Source organism: Brenneria tiliae (assembly GCF_023347575.1).
GTDB lineage: Bacteria > Pseudomonadota > Gammaproteobacteria > Enterobacterales > Enterobacteriaceae > Brenneria > Brenneria corticis.
Map to the genome: position 1 here is coordinate 162001 of NZ_JAKPCB010000100.1, position 18137 is coordinate 180137.

15 protein-coding genes are annotated in these 18137 nt (G+C 58.7%); 5 read left to right on the forward strand and 10 right to left on the reverse strand.

Features of this window, described 5'->3' with window-relative positions; translation table 11 throughout:
• Nucleotides 1-172 precede the first annotated feature (172 nt).
• Nucleotides 173-1402 (forward strand): phosphoglycerate dehydrogenase, encoded by a 1230-nt coding sequence (gene serA, locus MFP24_RS16000; RefSeq protein WP_249231345.1) that lies wholly within the window; start codon nucleotides 173-175, stop codon nucleotides 1400-1402.
• A 40-nt stretch (nucleotides 1403-1442) separates the two neighbouring features.
• Here the strand turns inward: serA and MFP24_RS16005 are convergent, their stop codons facing one another.
• Together MFP24_RS16005 and ettA are read right to left on the reverse strand one after the other, a co-directional pair.
• Nucleotides 1443-2444: a zinc-binding alcohol dehydrogenase family protein gene (locus MFP24_RS16005; protein ID WP_249231344.1), complete on the reverse strand. Its 1002-nt coding sequence runs from the start codon at nucleotides 2442-2444 to the stop codon at nucleotides 1443-1445.
• A 147-nt stretch (nucleotides 2445-2591) separates the two neighbouring features.
• A complete protein-coding gene (gene ettA, locus MFP24_RS16010) occupies nucleotides 2592-4259 on the reverse strand; it encodes an energy-dependent translational throttle protein EttA (protein ID WP_249231343.1) in 1668 nt (555 codons plus the stop codon).
• Between the two features lie 381 nt (nucleotides 4260-4640).
• On the opposite strand from ettA, the gene sltY reads away from it, so the two are divergent.
• Nucleotides 4641-6569 (forward strand): murein transglycosylase, encoded by a 1929-nt coding sequence (gene sltY, locus MFP24_RS16015; protein WP_249231342.1) that lies wholly within the window; start codon nucleotides 4641-4643, stop codon nucleotides 6567-6569.
• 73 nt (nucleotides 6570-6642) lie between these two features.
• On the forward strand, nucleotides 6643-6990 hold the full coding sequence (gene trpR, locus MFP24_RS16020; RefSeq protein ID WP_249231341.1) for a trp operon repressor: 348 nt from the start codon (nucleotides 6643-6645) through the stop codon (nucleotides 6988-6990).
• Here the strand turns inward: trpR and yjjX are convergent.
• Nucleotides 6987-7523, reverse strand: coding sequence for an inosine/xanthosine triphosphatase (gene yjjX / locus MFP24_RS16025; protein ID WP_249231340.1), 537 nt, complete (start codon nucleotides 7521-7523; stop codon nucleotides 6987-6989). The two genes, trpR and yjjX, sit on opposite strands and share 4 nt — an antisense overlap.
• Nucleotides 7524-7574: 51 nt before the next feature.
• Between yjjX and gpmB the strand changes: the two genes are divergently transcribed.
• Nucleotides 7575-8225, forward strand: a complete 651-nt coding sequence (gpmB, locus tag MFP24_RS16030) for a 2,3-diphosphoglycerate-dependent phosphoglycerate mutase GpmB (protein ID WP_249231339.1) — start codon at nucleotides 7575-7577, stop codon at nucleotides 8223-8225.
• Here the strand turns inward: gpmB and robA are convergent.
• On the reverse strand, nucleotides 8214-9104 hold the full coding sequence (gene robA, locus MFP24_RS16035; protein WP_249231338.1) for an MDR efflux pump AcrAB transcriptional activator RobA: 891 nt from the start codon (nucleotides 9102-9104) through the stop codon (nucleotides 8214-8216). The genes gpmB and robA overlap by 12 nt on opposite strands.
• 201 nt (nucleotides 9105-9305) lie before the next feature.
• On the opposite strand from robA, the gene creA reads away from it, so the two are divergent.
• The gene (creA, locus tag MFP24_RS16040; protein ID WP_249231337.1) at nucleotides 9306-9794 is read left to right on the forward strand and encodes a protein CreA; all 489 of its coding nucleotides are present in this window, start codon (nucleotides 9306-9308) and stop codon (nucleotides 9792-9794) included.
• A 68-nt stretch (nucleotides 9795-9862) separates the two neighbouring features.
• On the opposite strand, the gene arcA is transcribed toward creA, so the two are convergent.
• The 6 genes from arcA to MFP24_RS16070 form a co-directional block, all read right to left on the reverse strand.
• Entirely contained in the window at nucleotides 9863-10579 is a 717-nt protein-coding gene (gene arcA, locus MFP24_RS16045) for a two-component system response regulator ArcA (protein WP_136166026.1), read from the reverse strand.
• A 635-nt stretch (nucleotides 10580-11214) separates the two neighbouring features.
• Nucleotides 11215-12831 (reverse strand): dipeptide ABC transporter ATP-binding protein, encoded by a 1617-nt coding sequence (locus tag MFP24_RS16050; protein ID WP_249231336.1) that lies wholly within the window; start codon nucleotides 12829-12831, stop codon nucleotides 11215-11217.
• A gap of 29 nt (nucleotides 12832-12860) precedes the next feature.
• The gene (locus MFP24_RS16055; RefSeq protein ID WP_249231335.1) at nucleotides 12861-14336 is read right to left on the reverse strand and encodes a Sapep family Mn(2+)-dependent dipeptidase; all 1476 of its coding nucleotides are present in this window, start codon (nucleotides 14334-14336) and stop codon (nucleotides 12861-12863) included.
• 30 nt (nucleotides 14337-14366) lie between these two features.
• Nucleotides 14367-15251, reverse strand: a complete 885-nt coding sequence (opp4C, locus tag MFP24_RS16060) for an oligopeptide ABC transporter permease (protein ID WP_249231334.1) — start codon at nucleotides 15249-15251, stop codon at nucleotides 14367-14369.
• Complete coding sequence (locus tag MFP24_RS16065; protein WP_249231333.1) at nucleotides 15248-16216, reverse strand: ABC transporter permease; 969 nt, start codon at nucleotides 16214-16216, stop codon at nucleotides 15248-15250. The genes opp4C and MFP24_RS16065 overlap by 4 nt, the downstream gene beginning before the upstream one ends.
• Nucleotides 16217-16268: 52 nt before the next feature.
• A complete protein-coding gene (locus MFP24_RS16070; RefSeq protein ID WP_249231332.1) occupies nucleotides 16269-17900 on the reverse strand; it encodes an ABC transporter substrate-binding protein in 1632 nt (543 codons plus the stop codon).
• Nucleotides 17901-18137 lie beyond the last annotated feature (237 nt).

Genomic DNA, 18137 nt, shown 5'->3' on the forward strand with positions numbered 1-18137 from the left:
GATATGGCGATGTGCCTATTTAGCCATATTTTTTGCCAGAAATGTTGAGCGCTCCTGCAACGAGCCGTACGCGAGAGGCAATCGGTTGTATTGATGGCGGCGTAATTTTTGTTATGTTGGCAGAGGTTGTTTACAAACTGCCGCATCTGAAGTCTGAAAATAAGGTCGGGAAATGGCAAAGGTATCATTAGAAAAAGATAAGATTAAGTTTCTGTTCGTTGAAGGCGTGCATCAGAGCGCGCTGGAAAATCTGCGTGCCGCGGGTTACACCAACATCGAATATCACAAAGGCGCACTGGAACCGGAAGCGTTGAAAGCCTCCATCCGCGACGCGCATTTCGTCGGTATTCGCTCGCGTACGCATCTGACGGAAGACGTTTTCGCCGCCGCTGAAAAACTGATTGCGGTCGGCTGTTTTTGTATCGGTACCAATCAGGTTGAGCTGCCGTCGGCGACAAAACGCGGCATTCCGGTATTCAACGCGCCTTTTTCCAATACCCGCTCGGTAGCTGAGATGGTGCTTGGCGAAATGCTGCTGCTGCTGCGCGGCATTCCGGCGGCGAACGCCAAAGCGCACCGCGGCGTCTGGCACAAGCTGGCCGTCGGCTCCTATGAAGCGCGCGGCAAGAAGCTGGGTATCATCGGCTACGGCCATATCGGTACGCAGTTGGGCATTCTGGCGGAAAGCCTGGGTATGCACGTTTATTTCTATGATATCGAAAGTAAGCTCCCGCTGGGGAATGCTCAGCAGGTTCGCCATCTTTCCGATCTGCTGAATATGAGCGATGTGGTCAGCCTGCACGTGCCGGAAACGGAAAGCACCCAGAATATGATGGGGCCCGAAGAGCTGGCGCTGATGAAGCCGGGTTCGATTCTGATTAACGCTTCGCGCGGTACGGTGGTTGATATCGCCGCGCTGTCCGAGGCATTGACCAGTAAGCATATCGTCGGCGCGGCGATTGACGTTTTCCCGCAAGAGCCGGCATCCAACAGCGAGCCGTTCCTGTCACCGCTATGCGAGTTTGATAACGTGTTGCTGACGCCGCATATTGGTGGTTCAACGCAGGAAGCTCAGGAAAATATCGGTGATGAAGTCGCCGGAAAGCTGGCTAAATATTCGGACAATGGCTCCACGCTGTCCGCGGTCAACTTCCCAGAGGTTTCGCTGCCCGTCCATGGCGCCCGCGCCCGCCTGCTGCACATTCATGAAAACCGCCCGGGCGTTATCACCAAGATTAACCAGATTTTTGCCGAACAGGGCATCAATATCGCCGCGCAGTATTTGCAAACCAGCGCGGAGATTGGTTATGTGGTGATTGATGTTGAAACTGACTGCGCGCACACGGCGTTACAGCTGATGAAGGCGATACCCGGCACTATCCGTGCCCGCCTGTTGTACTGATCCGCTGTTGACCAGCCCCTTGCGGGGCTGGTGTTTCCCGTCAAAAAGCGATAACCACCTTGCCGCGCATATGTCCTTCCAGCACTTTCCGATGAGCCTGGCGCAGCGTTTCAACGCTCAGCCCCTGCAGGGTTTCGCTTGCCGTTCCCTGTAATTTTCCCGTATCGACCAAATGGGCGACCTCCTGCAGAATTTCTCCCTGCCGGCTGATATCGGGCGTGTTGAACATGCTGCGGGTAAACATGAATTCCCAATGCAGCGCGGCGCTTTTCAGCTTCAGGGCGTTTTGATCGAGCGGACGCTGATTTTCCACGATGGTGCAGACGTGTCCCAGCGGGGCGATCAGTTTGCCGATGGCATCCCAGTGGCCGTCGGTATCATTCAGGCAGAAAATATAGTCCACCTGTTTGATGCCTTCTTTTTCCAGCCCGTCAATCAGATGGCGATAATCGACCACCAGATGCGCCCCGGGCTGGCGACACCATTCCGCCGAATCAGGGCGCGACGCCGTGGCGATGATTTTTACCGGGCTGCGCAGGGCGGCAAGCGAAATCGCCAGCGATCCTACGCCGCCGGCCCCGCCGATAATCAGCAGCGTTTTTTCTTCATCCGCCTGCTGGATTTTCAGATGTTCAAATAAGCCTTCCCAGGCGGTAAGGGAGGTGAGCGGCAGCGCCGCGGCCGCGGGCCAGTCCAGCGAGACGGGTTTATGCGCCGCGATGCGGGCGTCGATCAACTGATAGGTACTGTTGCTGCCGGGGCGGGTAATGTCGCCGGCGTACCATACTTCGTCGCCCACCCTGAAATTGCCGACGGCGTTGCCGGTTTTCACCACCACGCCGCTGGCGTCCCAGCCGAGGATGCGCGGCTGTTGTAAACCGTTTTGGCGCAGTCCGGCATGCACTTTGGTATCGACCGGGTTAACGGAAACCGCTTTGACCTCCACCAGAAGATCGTATTCTCCCGGCTCGGGGATTTCCTGAGTAATGGTGATCAAGTTTTCCGGCTGCCGGGGGTCGACGGCTATTGCATGAGCGGTCATGGCGTGGTTCCTCTTTGGTTTATTACTGCATATGACTTGCTTAATACACAGTGTAGAACGGCATGGTGCCGAGAGGATAACGCGTTTTTTCGATTATCGCTCCGCAGGGGAGAGCAAAACGGCCCGCAAGCGCGGGCCGTCGGGCGTTTACTTGGCGATCTTCTTGTATTTGATACGGTGCGGCTCCAGCGCGTCGGCGCCGAGCGTGCGCTTTTTGTACTCTTCGTATTCGGTAAAGTTGCCTTCGAAGAACTCCACTTTCCCTTCATCCTGATAATCCAGAATGTGGGTGGCGATACGGTCGAGGAACCAGCGGTCGTGCGAGATCACCATGGCGCAGCCGGGGAATTCCAGCAGGGCGTTTTCCAGCGCGCGCAGGGTTTCGATATCCAGGTCGTTGGTGGGTTCGTCAAGCAGCAGAACGTTGCCGCCCACCTGCAACAGCTTCGCCAGATGCAGACGGCCGCGCTCGCCGCCGGAGAGTTCGCCGACGCGCTTACCCTGGTCGACCCCTTTGAAGTTGAAGCGGCCCACGTAGGCGCGGCTTGGCATCTCGGTGCTGCCGATACGCATGATATCCTGCCCGCCGGAAACCTCCTCCCACACGGTTTTACCGTTGTCCATCGCGTCGCGGAACTGATCGACCGACGCCAGCTTCACCGTTTCACCCAGTTCGATGGTGCCGCTATCCGGCTGTTCCTGGCCGGACATCATGCGGAACAGCGTCGATTTACCGGCGCCGTTCGGCCCGATGATGCCGACAATCGCCCCTTTAGGCACCGAGAAGGAGAGCCCGTCGATCAGTTGGCGTTCGCCATAGGATTTGCTCAGGCCGACGACTTCAACCACTTTATCGCCCAGGCGCGGACCCGGTGGAATAAACAGTTCGTTGGTTTCGTTGCGTTTCTGGTATTCCGTGCTGTTAAGCTCTTCAAAGCGCGCCAGACGCGCCTTGCCCTTGGATTGGCGACCTTTGGCTCCCTGACGCACCCACTCCAGCTCTTTCTCGATGGATTTGCGCCGCGCCGCTTCGGAAGAGGCTTCCTGCGCCAGACGCTGATCTTTCTGCTCCAGCCAGGAGGAGTAATTGCCTTCCCAGGGAATGCCTTCGCCGCGGTCCAGTTCCAGAATCCAACCCGCGACGTTATCAAGGAAGTAACGGTCGTGGGTGATGGCCACCACGGTGCCCTCGAAGTCGTGCAGGAAGCGCTCCAGCCAGGCCACGGATTCCGCATCCAGGTGGTTTGTCGGTTCATCCAGCAGCAGCATATCCGGTTTTTCCAGCAGCAGGCGGCACAGCGCCACGCGGCGGCGCTCGCCGCCGGAAAGGTTGGCGACCTTGGCGTCCCAGTCCGGTAGGCGCAGCGCATCCGCCGCCCGCTCCAGCTGGTTGTTCAGGTTGTGGCCGTCGTGGGCCTGGATGATCTCTTCCAGTTTGCCCTGCTCGGCGGCCAGTTTATCGAAATCCGCGTCCGGTTCGGCGTACAGGGCATACACTTCATCCAGACGTTTCAGCGCCGTCACCACTTCGGCTACGGCTTCCTCAACCGATTCGCGCACGCTATGCTCCGGGTTGAGCTGCGGCTCCTGCGGCAGATAGCCGATTTTGATGCCGGGCTGCGGGCGGGCCTCGCCTTCGATGTCCTTATCGATGCCGGCCATAATGCGCAGCAGCGTCGATTTACCGGCTCCGTTCAGGCCCAGCACGCCAATCTTGGCGCCGGGGAAAAAGCTGAGGGAGATGTTTTTCAGAATATGACGCTTCGGCGGAACGACTTTACCGACGCGATGCATGGTATAAACATATTGAGCCACGTTGCGACTTCGCCTCTTTCTGTCTGTGTTGTATTGACACGATGATTTATGCGCCGCGCGTGGGCGGTCGTGTCGGGAACATCACCGCACAGGATGATACCTCTGCGGCGGATCGATCACTTTAGATCCCGGAGTGTAGCCGGTTTCGGCGCCCGATCCCAGCTATCCGGCCATTTGCCGTGATCGGTAGATGGCGCAGCCGCCGCCGTTGAGGAAAAGATGCGCTTGGTGCGGCATTCTTCCCGAATTGGCATGTCGTTGTTTTGTATGATGTGCCACACTTGAACGGTGCCAACAGGGCAACGGCGATGTTTTGCACAAGCGGTTTGATGGCGTTGATATTTCGCGTCATGTCGATAACGGATGAGGTTAACGCAGGTTATGGTTAAAGCGGGTCATTGGTGGTACGCCATTGCGGCGGTATGTCTGGCGGGGGCTTCGGCTTATGCGCAGGCGGATTCTCTGGACGAGCAGCGTCAGCGTTATCAGCAGGTTAACCAGGCGTGGGATAGCAACCAACTGGACGTCGTGGCGCGGGTTATGCCGACGCTGCGCGACTATCCGCTCTATCCCTATCTGGAATACCGCTCGCTGACGCAGGATCTGAGCCAGGTCAGCGCCTCGCAGGTGCAACAATTCATCACCACCCATCCCACGTTGCCGCCGGCGCGTAATCTGCACACCAGCTTTGTCAATGAGCTGGCGCGCCGTCAGGACTGGCAAGGGCTATTGGCTTTCAGCCCCCAGCCGCCGAAACCGGTGGCGGCGCGCTGTAATTTTTATTACGCGCAGTGGGCGACCGGGCAGCGTCAGGGCGTCTGGGAAGCCACCCGCGATATCTGGCTGACGGGGCGTTCGCTGCCCGCGGTCTGCGACAAACTGTTCGCCGTCTGGCAACAGGCGGGCGAACAGACGCCGCTGACGACGCTGGAGCGGATGCGGCTGGCGATGAACGAAGGCAGCAGCGGGCTGGTGACGTATCTGGCCAAACAGCTTCCCGACGATTACAAAACCATTAGCGACGCCCTGCTGAAGCTGCAAAGCGATCCGAACACGCTGGAAAGCTTTGCCCGCTCGACGGGGCCGACCGACTTTACCCGTAAAGTCACGCTGTCCGCATTCAGTCGCGTGGCGCGTCAGGATGCGGATAACGCCCGTTCCATGCTGCCGGTGCTGGTTCGCCTGCAAAAACTGAGCGCGGAGGAGCGCCAGGGAATGGAGGAAACCATCGCCTGGCGTCTGATGGGTAATGACGCCACCCCGCAACAGGCCAGCTGGCGCGATGAGGTGGTGCGGCGCAGCGCTTCCACCACCTTGCTGGAGCGGCGGGTGCGCATGGCGCTGGGAACCGGGGACCGGCAGGGGTTGGCGGTCTGGCTGGCGCGATTGCCGGCGGAGGCGCGGCAAAAGGATGAATGGCGTTATTGGCAGGCCGCTTTGCTGCTGGATCAGGGAAAACGCCAGGAAGGGGAAGCCTTGCTGCGCGCGCTGATGGCGGAGCGCGGATTCTATCCCATGGTGGCGGCGCAGAAATTGCGTGAACCCTACCCGATAACCATAAAAGTCGCCGTCAGGCCGGATCGCGCCCTGGCGCAGCGGCCGGAGGTCGCCCGCGTGCGGGAACTGATGTTCTGGCGCATGGACAACCTGGCGCGCGGCGAGTGGGTGGGGCTGGTGGCCGGCAGCACGCCGTCGCAGCAGGAGGCGCTGGCGCGCTACGCGTTTGAGCAGCGCTGGGCCGACTTAAGCGTGCAGGCCACCATCGTCGCCAAGCTGTGGGATCATCTGGAAGAGCGTTTCCCGCTGGCCTGGAACGATGAATTCCTGCGCGCCACGCAGGATAAAGGCATCAGCCAGAGTTACGCCATGGCGATAGCCCGCCAGGAGAGCGCCTGGAATCCGCAGGCGCGTTCCCCGGTCGGCGCCTCGGGGCTGATGCAGCTGATGCCGGCGACGGCGCAGCAGACGGCGAAGATGAGCAATATCGCCGGTTACGGCAACAGCAGCCAGCTATTTGACCCGCAGACGAATATCCTGTTGGGAACCAGTTATCTGGAATATGTTTATCAGACCTTCGGCCGCAACCGGATTCTGGCCTCGGCCGCCTATAATGCGGGGCCGTCGCGCGTCAATACCTGGCTGAGAAACAGCGCGGGACGCATCGATGCCGTGGCGTTTATTGAGAGTATTCCGTTCTCCGAAACGCGCGGTTACGTGAAAAACGTGCTGGCCTATGACGTTTTTTATCGTCACTTCCTGCGCCAGTCCGCCGGCGTGCTGACCGATGCGGAATGGCAGCGGCGCTATTGAGCGCGTCCGGGCGAACATTTTGCGCAACTTGTGTTATGCTGCCGTACTAGTTAAATAGTATGGCAGCCCTGTTATGACCCCGTTATCCCTTGAGGATCCCGCGCTCTCCGCGCAGGAAAATAGAGACTGGCTACGTTTTGTGGCGCTGTTGCAGCAGTCAATGAACGAAGACCTTCATCTGCCGTTACTACAGCTGATGTTGACCGCGGACGAGCGCACCGCGCTGGGCACGCGGGTACGTATTATTCAGGAACTGATACGCGGCGAAATGAGTCAGCGTGAGTTGAAGAATGAACTGGGGGCGGGGATCGCCACCATCACCCGGGGGTCGAACAGCCTGAAGGCCGCGCCTCCCGCACTGAAAGAGTGGCTGGAAGCGCAGTTGCTGCCCGTAGATGAAGAGCGGGGCGACGAGGGTTAATTTACGATTTGTATCGGCGTCTGGTAGATGGGATTATGGAAAGGGACCAGCGCCAGCAACAGCGCCTGATGATAAACGCTGGCGCGCGACAGCTTACCGTTGGTGAAAACGCCGATTGCGCCGCCCTGGCGTTTGATGTCCAGAATCCCCGTCAGCCGCGCCATTTCATCGCCTAATTCTCTCCCCTCGCGGATACCCTGTAATATACTTTCAGGCAGAACCAGGCTGGCGGAACGTGATTCACCGCGCTGGTGGGTGTTTTCAACCACCATCCAGGCGAAGGTCATATGTTCTTCTATTCCGGCCTCGACGCCAACCCAGAAATCGGCTTCCGGGCGTACCTGACGAGCCATCATCACCCGGTTTCTGGCCCCGGTGCGGGTTTCAACCGAGCCGAGCGGCTGGCGTGGCACGCCGCTGTCGACGTCGACGCCCTCGATACGGCAATTGTCTGCGCCAAAGACATCCGTGAATGCTAAAGTAATAGCTTCAATTTTTGCCGGGTTGGTGGTCGCAGCTACAACGTGATACATAACGGTTTCATACTCATTAGTTAATTTGACGCAGTATAACGGAAAACAACCATGTTACAGGTATATCTTGTTCGCCACGGCGAAACGGAATGGAATGTGGCGCGACGTATTCAGGGGCACTCCGACAGCGCGCTAACGCCCAGGGGGGAGCACCAGGCGCAACAGGTCGCGGAACGGGTAAAAAAATTGGGCATCACGCATATTCTTACCAGTGATTTGGGGCGTACCCGCCGGACCGCGGAAATTATCGCCCAGGCGTGCGGCGACTGTCAGGTAATCATTGAGCCGCGCCTGCGCGAACTTAACATGGGCATCCTGGAGGAACGGGATATTGACCTGCTGAGTCCGCAAGAGGAAGTGTGGCGTAAACAGCTGGTGGATGGCACGCCTGACGGACGCATCCCGGAGGGCGAGTCGATGGCGGAACTGGCGACGCGCATGCACGCGGTGCTGGACCGTTGCCTGGCGCTGCCGCAGGGGAGCCGCCCGCTGTTGGTCAGTCACGGTATGGCGCTGGGATGCCTGCTCAGCACGGTGCTCGGCTTGCCCGCTTGGGCTGAGCGCCGGCTGCGTCTGCGCAACTGTTCCCTGTCACGCCTTGATTATCAACACAGTCCGTGGCTGGCCTCCGGGTGGGTGGTTGAAACGGCCGGTGATATTTCGCATCTGGATGCCCCGGCCCTGGATGAGCTACAACGATAACGATGAGCCGCTGATTGGAATCAGGTATTCACAGCGGATGATCTCCGGCGGGCCGTTTTTGGTTTCTTTCGCTTCATCCGTGGGATGGAAGCGTTCGATATCGTATTCCTTGCGACGGACAAGTTTGAGCGTCGGCAAACAGGTGTCATACAGGGTGACGATAAAGTCCTGTAGCCCGTCCGTCGGACCTTCATAGATAAACAGCGCATACTCCCCGCCTGGCAGGGTGATGGATTCCCCGGGATGTGCGCCTTCAGGCAAATGCCGTGGCTCCAGCGCGGTGGTGTAGAGAACGTCATGCTCGTCGTCTTTATCTTTACTGGGCCGTGAGTGATGCAGGCCGTAAAGCACCGGCGGAACGATTGTGGCTTCGCCGAGAAACTGACGCCAGTAGTGAACGCGGATTTCGGTGCGGAAATTACAAATCTGCTCCAGACTACAGTTGTAGGATTGCGTCATCCCCACCAGTTGAGTTTCCGGCAGCGTAACAAACTGCGGTTGCGGCAGGGTAAACTCGCCAAGCCGGATCGGCGGATGGATGCCATGGGTGTCCCAGTTATCGGAGCGCCGATAGGATGCGGGCGTTTGCGCAAACTGCTTTTTGAATGCGCGAGTGAAGGTTTGCTGGGAATCGAAGCGATATTGCAGGGCGATATCAAGGATCGGTCTGCTGGTGAGACATAGCGCCACGGCGGCTTTGGTTAGCCGGCGGGCGCGGATGTAGGAACCAATCGCATGTCCGGTGACATCTTTGAACATTCTTTGTAAATGCCATTTGGAATAACCTGCTTTTGCCGCCACATGATCAAGCGATAACGGTTGATCGAGGTGGCTTTCCAGCCAGTTAAGCAGGTCACGTATAATACTGGCTTGATCCATAGAAGATCTTCCTCATAAAACACACTGAGCACTAAGCGTATGGAGAGCCTGCATCATAGCAATTTTTTTACATTGGCACTGCCTAAGATTTTGACGATATTTTGTTGGTTATTTCAACAATACAATATGGGCAGCGAAGTGGAGCGCCCCTCCATCATGCGGATATTAATCACTGATGATGAGTAATCTGAGAGTAGGAATATGAATAAAAAATTTATGCTGAGCGTTGGTTTATTGATGTTGTTTGTGAACGCGGTTCAGGCCGAAGAGGTCGGCTCCGTCGATACCACGTTTAAGCTGCTGGGGCCGGACCACAAGATAGTGCTGGAAGCCTTTGACGATCCTGATGTGGATAACGTGACCTGCTACATCAGCCGGGCGAAAACCGGCGGCATCAAGGGCGGGTTAGGGCTGGCGGAGGATACGGCGGACGCGGCGATTTCCTGTCAGCAGGTCGGGCCGATCGCGCTGAGCGACAAAATAAAAAACGGCGGCAAGAGAGGGGTGGTGGTGTTCCAGAAACGCACCTCGCTGGTGTTTAAAAAATTGCAGGTGGTGCGCTTTTACGATGGGAAACGCAATGCGCTGATCTATTTGGCCTATTCCGATCGTCTGGTGGAAGGGTCGCCGAAAAATGCGTTAAGCGCCGTACCGGTGATGCCGTGGGCGCGGAGTGACGGCGAGGAGTAGCGGGAAAACCATCGGCGGCGCAAGAGGAACGGCCGAAGCAGGGACTACGCTGCTTCGGCCGAGGGGAGTCACTCTTCCAGGTCGCCGCAGAAACGGTAACCTTCGCCGTGGATGGTGGCGATAATTTCCGGCGTATCGGCGGTGGATTCAAAATGTTTACGGATGCGGCGGATGGTGACGTCGACCGTACGGTCGTGCGGCTTCAACTCGCGGCCGGTCATTTTCTTCAGCAGCTCCGCGCGGGATTGAATCTTGCCCGGGTTTTCACAGAAATGCAGCATGGCGCGGAATTCACTGCGCGGCAGCTTGTATTGCTCGCCCGTGGGGCTGACCAGCGAACGGCTGTTGATGTCCAGCTCCCAACCGTTAAAGCGATAGCTTTCAACCAAACGGCGCTCTTCCGTACCGCCGCCCAGATTCATGGTGCGCGACAGCAGGTTACGGGCGCGGATGGTTAACTCACGGGGATTGAACGGCTTGGTGATATAGTCATCGGCACCGATTTCCAAACCAAGAATTTTGTCCACTTCGTTGTCGCGACCGGTCAGGAACATCAGCGCGACGCTGGCTTGCTCACGCAGCTCACGCGCCAATAGCAAACCGTTCTTACCTGGCAGATTGATATCCATAATCACCAGATTAATGTCGTTCTCGGACAAAATATGATGCATCTCTGCACCGTCAGTGGCCTCGTGAACCAGGTATCCTTCCGCCTCAAAAATACTTTTGAGGGTATTGCGAGTTACCAACTCGTCTTCAACAATAAGAATGTGCGGCGTCTGCATGTTTGCTACCTAAAATTGCCAACTAGAATAATAAAGAGAAGTACAGAAGTCGCTGTTATCATTGGAGTTTTTAGGTAAAAGGTCACCATCTCACTCAACATTGGACTAAAGTACGTAAATGCGTTCTTGATGCACATTTCACCTGCACGAAATTACGCTAAACAGGCGACAGCGGAACCAGCCTAACAGAGCTCAAAGTGGTGCACAGTTTAACCTTATTAACAGCAACATAACAGTAAACACTGATTTTACCGGCTGATAAATCTACGGTTCCATTGACATATATCAAATTTCATTGTAGCACGTTAACTATTTTGTGAAAAACACTTAGCAGATTGCCTGTTTAAGTCACAATTTAGCATTTTTTGAGAACGATTCAGCATGGCCGGTCGCCGGGGTGAATCGGGCTGTGCCGACTCCCTTTTTATTAACGGCATGATATAAATAAAATTTATCGCTCAATGATTTTTACCCTGCTGGAAAATTTTTTTCCCCGGCGGTGAAAACGCATTGGGGTGTTTTTGTGAATTAAATGTTTTTACATGTTGCGATAGCGCTTTCCGCCTGGTTAGCGCTGATAACGTCTTTTGACCGGGCTTTGCGGCGCGGTGAGGTCCGCGAGGCGTGCGCAAGGTTTAGGGCTTTCGGCTTGCCGTCAGCGGGTGCAGCACGCTGTCGATGAGCCGCGCGGTGTAGGCGTGGCCGGGCCGATGGAGGACGTTATCCACGCTGCCGTATTCCACCAGGCGGCCCTCTTTTAAGACCGCCACGTCGCGACACAGCTGGCTGACCACCACCAGATCGTGGCTGATAAATAAGCAACTGAACCGATATTCCCGCTGGAGTTTTTGCAGCAAGTCCAGAATGTGCGCCTGCACCGACACATCCAGCGCCGACGTCGGCTCATCGGCAATCAGCAGCGTCGGTTTCAGCGCCAGCGCCCGGGCGATGGCCACGCGCTGGCACTGGCCGCCGGAGAGCTGGTGCGGATAGCGCTGACGCCATTGCGCCCCCAGCCCGACCTGTTCCAGCAGGTGGTCCACCTCGGCGGCGACGGCCGCTTTACTGGCGCCGGTATGCACTTCCAGCGGCTCGGCGATGGACTGGGCGATACTGTAGCGCGGATTGAGCGAACTACGCGGGCTTTGAAACACAAAGCCGATGGTCCGGCGGATACGCCGGATATCCTCGCTTTTTCCGCGCACCATGCTGACGTCATCGATGGTGATATCGCCCGCGCTGGGGGCGATAAGTCCCGCCAGCGCCCGTCCCAACGTCGATTTCCCCGAACCGGACTCGCCGACAAGGCCGGTAAAACAGCCCGCCTGCAGCGACAGGGAAACGTTGTCCAGCGCATGAAAACGCTGCCTGCGGCGGCGATATTCCACGTGCAACCCCTCAACGTTCACCCGCACCGGCGCATCGGCAAACGCGGCCGCCGGTGGTTTGCGCTGATAGCGCGGGATGGCGGCCAGCAGGGCGCGGGTGTAGTCAGCCCGCGGCCGAGAGAACAGGTCGGCGATATCGGCGGTTTCGACGATTTCCCCCCGACGCAGCACGATCGCCCGATCGGCGATATTCGCCACCACCCCCATATCGTGGGTAATCAGCAGGATGGCAATGTCGATGCGCCGGCGAAGCTGGCGCAGCATCTGCAGTATCTCTTTCTGTATCGTGGCATCCAGCGCCGTTGTCGGCTCATCGGCGATCAGCATGTCCGGATCGCAGGCCAGCGCCATGGCGATCATCACCCGCTGGCATTGGCCGCCGGAAAGCTGGTGCGGGTAAGAGTCGATACGGCCGGCGGCGTCGGGGATCTCCACCAGTTGCAGTAATTCCAGGGTACGCGCCCTGGCCGCCGCCCGGTCGCTCGCTTTCTTATGGGTGAGCAGCACTTCGGCGATCTGCTCGCCGATGCTGAACACCGGATCCAGCGCCAGCCGCGGGTCCTGGAAAATCATGGCGATGCGTTTGCCGCGTAATTGCTGTAATTGCCGCGGCGAGGCGTCCAGCAGCGACTGGCCGGCAAAGGTCACCGTTCCGCCGATGCGGGCGCCGGCGGGCAACAGACCGAGAATCGACAGCGCCGTCAGGCTCTTGCCCGACCCGGACTCCCCCACCAGCGCCAGCACTTCATGTCGGTACAGCTCGAAGCTGAGATTGGTCAGCGCGAGCTGGTAGCCCGACGGGTGCTGAAACCCGACGTTGAGGTCGCGCACTGTCAGTAAAGGGGACGGCTTGTCTGCGGGCATCGGCGCATTTCCTCTGGGCGATAAACGGGTTATTGCGGGTTCTGACGCAGCCAGCGATCCAGGCGGATGATGGCCAGCACGTAAATCGGGAATACCGACAGCAGCGACGGCAGGTGCAGAGACTCGTCGGCGCCGTGCGGGTAACCGTGCCCTTCTGGCAGAAAGTCCGGAATTCGCTTCTCCGTGCGGGCATAGCCGGGTCCGAAGGTGATGCCGCGCGGCAGCACCTTCGAATGGGTGGCGCCGCCCATCGCGTAGGGCGCTTCATCGCCGGGGCGGATCGCCTGATAGCTTTGCTGCAGGATCTGCACGCGCGGATCGTTCTCTTCAATATAAAAAGGCGGCGCGTCTTTCCACGTCAGCAGCCGGATCCCATGCGGCAGCAGATTGCGTTCCAGCGCGGCGAGCAGGCTTTCCGCGTTTTGCGTCACCGGATAGCGAATATCCAGCGAAACCTGCAGGGCGCGTTCGTGCGGATGAGGGCGCCAAATCCCGGCGTTAAACGTCAGCTTACCGGACGGCCGATCTTCAAAGGCGATGCCGATCTCTTCACCGTAAGGAGACGACAGCGCCTGTTCAAAAAACAGCGCCGCCTGCCGGTCGAGATCTTTCAGCAGACGCGCCTCCAGCAGCGCGGAAAACAGCACCCGCACGGCGCTGAGCGTGCCTTCGGGGAAGGCGGCGTGGCCGGCGATGCCCTGCGCCTCCACCCACAGCCCGCCGTCTTTGGGCGTTGTGCTGATGCGGCCCTGCGCCAGTCCGGCAAGCTGCGCCAGCCGTTCGCCGGCCGTCTTTTGATCGACACCGGTCAGGAGCAGGCCGGCGCGTTCCGGCACGCTGTTGCCGGCGATCCCGGCGGAAAAATTCGCCAGATGCTCGCCGACCGGGACGTTCAGCGTCAGGGTAAGCTGTCCTTTCTGGGCGTAATTGACCGGAAAACGTCCGTCGGTAACGATGGAGATCGCCGGAACCGGCGCGTTCCGCGCGTACCAGCTCAGATCCTCCATGCCGGTCTCTTCCGCCAGACCGTAGATAATGCGCAGGTTGTGCGCCAGCGGGATCCCCAGATCGCGGATCAGGCGCAGCAGGTAGAGATCCAGCACGGCGGGGCCTTTGTTATCCGCCACGCCGCGGCCGATCAGAAACTCGCCTTTGCGGGTGACGTCAAACGGCGGATAGACCCAGTTTTCCCCTTCCGGCACCACGTCCAGATGGCTGGCCAGCCCGATCTCCTGCGGATGGTCGCCGTAAATAATCGAACCGGCGTACCCCTGATGGGTTTCGGTGCGAAATCCCAGTTCGCGGGCGCGGTGAAGCGCCAGATCCAGCACCTGGGCGCAGGCCGGCCCGAAAGGCGCGCCCTCGGCGGCCTGATCCGCCCGGCTGACGCTGGGAACGCGCACCCAGGCGCTCAAATCGTCGAGCAGTTCCTGCTGATGTTGCGCCACCCACTCATCGATGCGGGACAGCCACTGCTGCTCTTGCTGATTCAGGGATGTAGACATATCGCCTCCGTTATTCCGGTTATGTAACGACTAGGCTGGCGGCGAGGATGGATCGAACGCCTGCTTCAGCGCGTCGCCGATAAAATTGATGGACAGCACCATAACAAACACCATTACTCCCGGCGGCAGCCACAGCCACCAGGCATTGCCCAGCACCCGCATGCTTTGCGCCGCCGACAGCATATTGCCCCAGCTTGCCGTGGGCTGTTTCACCCCCAGCCCGAGAAAGCTGAGCGCCGCTTCGGCCAGAATACCGGTGGCGATGGCCAGCGTGGCGTAGACAATCACCGGTCCCAGCGCGTTAGGCAGCAAATGGCGGAAAATAATGCGCCCGTGCCCGACCGCCATGACCCGGGCGGCATCTACATACTCCTGGCGGGATAAAGAGAGAAACTCGGCGCGCACCAGACGGGCGATGCCGGTCCAGTTCAGTACGCCGATAATCACCACCACGTTCCAGGTGCTGGCGCCGAGGATCCCCGCCAGGGTGATGGCGATGGCGTAAAAGGGAAAGCACATGATGATGTCGGTAAAGCGCATAATGACGGCGTCGATCCCTTTGCCGAAGTAGCCGGCGATCCCGCCCAGCGTCACGCCGATGATGAGCTGCAACAGCGTGGCGCTGAACGCCACCAGCACCGACACCTGTCCGCCGTAGATCAGCCGGGTGAATACATCGCGTCCCAGTTCGTCGGTGCCCAGCCAGTGGCGGGCGGACGGCGGCGCTTCTATCTGCGACAGATCGATATGATTGGGATCCAGCGGGCTGACCAGCGGAACGACGATCACCAGCAGCACGATCAGACTCAGCGCCACCAGCCCGATCATCCCTGGACGATGCCGGCGGAAGCGCCGCCACATCACATTGCCCGCGGGCTGCGCCGCGCCGGCCAGCGGAGGAAACGTGCTGTTCATGATGCGTACCTCACTCGCGGATCGACCAGCGCGTAAAGCATATCGGCCAGCAGATTGGCCACCAGCGTCAGCAACGCCAGCAGCATGATGATGCCCATCAGCAGGTTGTAGTCGCGGTTCAACACCGCTTCATAGTTGAGGCGGCCGATCCCCGGCCAGGAAAACACGGTTTCGGTCATCAGCGCGCCGGAAAACAGCACCGGAATTTCCAGCGACAGAATGGTGATCATCGGCTTGGCGGCGTTTTTCAGCGCGTGTCGCCAAATGATGCGGCGCCGCGACAATCCTTTGGCGTACAGGGTGCGGATAAAGTCCTGGTCGATAATCCCCAGCATGCTGCTGCGCAGGTATTTGATAAACACGGCGCTGTTCATCAACCCGAGCACCAGCGCCGGCAGCGCCAGATGACGCAGCACGTCCAGCGCATAATCGATCCCCTGCAGAGAGTGGCCGAGGGTGACTTTGCCGGAAACCGGCAGCCAGCGCAGATCGACCGCGAAGATTTTGATCAACACCAGCCCGAAAAAGAACGACGGAATGGAGAAAAATACAAAGCTCAGGGAGACGGCGAGGGTGTCCAGCGGCGAATTGCGGTGCAGCGCGGCGAGTATGCCCACCGGCACGGCCACCAGCAGCGAGATGGTCAGCGCCGCGCCGGCCAGCAGCAGGGTATTGCCGAGGCGGCCGGCGATCACCTCGCCGACCTGGGCGCGATAGTGCAGCGAGAAGCCGAAATCCCCTTGCACGATACGCGCTAACCATTTGAGGTATTTAAGATAAAGGGGATCGTAATAGCCGACTTTCCGCAATAGCGCCTCTTTTACCGCCGGCGGGGCGCTGGGGTCGATCATCAACGCATAGGGATCGCCGGGCTGCAGATTGATCAGCAGAAAAACCAGCAGCGAGATCCCCAGGGCAATCGGCAGCACCAGCAGCAGGCGGCGGGCGAAATAAGCGAGCAACATCAGGCTAGGGCGCTCCCTGTCGACGCCGGGACAGGGCCGCAACGGTTTGGCGTCATGGGGCGATAGTCCACTGATTCACCTGGCTAAAGGCCTCATACGCGTAGGGCTGGTACTGGCTAATGCGCGGATTGACCGCATAGCCGAGGCTGGGAATATAGAGCCAGGTGAGAATGGCCAGTTCGTTCTGGCGCTGCGCCCATTGGTGCAATAGCTGATTGCGCGCGCCGCTTTCCACCGTGCGATTGGCTTCATCCCCCAGTTGGCTAAGCCGCTCGTCGCTGAAGCGCTCCCACCAGTAATCATTGCTGTACTGCCCCGGCCGGAACATGCCGCCCATCAGCAGCAGCTGGTAGGGCGTCTGCGGGTTTTGCAAAATGGCCAGCGTGGAGTTGAAGTCGCCGACGATGATATTGACGTCGATACCGATCTGCTTCAGATCCTGCTGAATGATCGCCGCCGACTGTTCGCGCGTGCGGTTGCCGGTCGGCACGTGCAGCGTCAGGACCAGACGCTTGCCGTCTTTGACGCGGATGCCGTCGCCGCCCGCGACCCAGCCCGCCTGTTCGAGCAGCGCGGCCGCTTTCTCCGCCGAGTAGGGATACTCGTTCAACTGCGGCGGGTAGGCGGGATCCTGCGGGTGGATCTTGGCGTTAAATAGCTGACCGTTGCCGAACAGCAGATGATCGATAATGCCCTGGCGGTTGATGCCGTAAATCAGCGCCTGCCGCACGCGGGTATCGGCGAGGATCGGATCCTGATGATTGACCGAGATGTACTGGCCGCTGGTGCCGTTCAGCACAATCAGATTGATGCCCGCATCCTGGTAGAGTTTTAAATCCGTCGGGTTAAACGAGGAAAGCTCGACGATATCCAGCTCGCCGTTAATTAATTCCGACTGGGCGGTGTCGCGATTGCTGACCTTGAAGATCAGCCGTTCGGTCTTGGGCGCGCCCTTGAAATAGTCGTCGTTGCGCGCCAGCTCAACGTATTGATCGGGCACGAAACTCGTCACTTTATACGGCCCGGTTCCCACCGGGCTATTCAGCAGAGCGGTGGCGCTGCTCCACTCGGCGATCGGGGTCTTTTCCCAGATATGCTTCGCCAGCACCGGGCGGTCGGCAAAATAGGAGAGCGCCGAGGCATAGGGCGTGGTAAAGGTGAAGCTCACCGTGCGATCGTCAATGACCTTGATGCCGCTGACGGCGTCGGCGCTGCCTTCATGATACGCTTTGAACCCTTCGAGCTGGGTGGCGAATTCCGGCGTATCCGCCGGCCAGTGCGCATCGGCGGTGGCCTGATAGGTAAACGCCACGTCCCGGGCGGTGAAGGGTTGGCCGTCGTGCCACTTCACGCCGTCGCGGAGATGAAACGTCAGGGTTCTGCCGTCCGGCGAATATTCATAGCGCGAGGCCAGCGAGGGGGTAAATTCCTGCTGCGGGCTAAGTTCCACCAGCCGGTCGAAAGTGACGAAAATGACCGCGCGATCGTAATCGGTGAAGTAAAGTTCAGGATGAAAATTCCCGCTGGGCGAAGACCACAGCGCGTAGCGAATGGTGGAGGGCGAAGCGCCGCCGGCGGTATCGGCGCTATCGCAGCCGGCCAGCAAAAATAGGGAAAACGCGACGACGGCCAGCTTTTTTATTGCGCGGAATGGGCCGGTGGAAAGTACAGCGGAAGCGGGCATGTTAATTTCATCCTGAATCAAGAAATGGTAGTCTGGTACGTCAGGTTTTATCCGCGCCTGGCCTGTTGCGCGGCTGTCGTCGAAACCGTTCAGGTAAATATAAAGTAAAGAAAATGATGGGGTTAGCTCAATTCCAGATTACGTTATGAAAAATAAACATACCCTTCGTTTAACGGCAGCGGTAAGCAAGCGGTTTTATTTTTTTTGTTTTAACGGGTGACGTAGGGTACGGGGAAG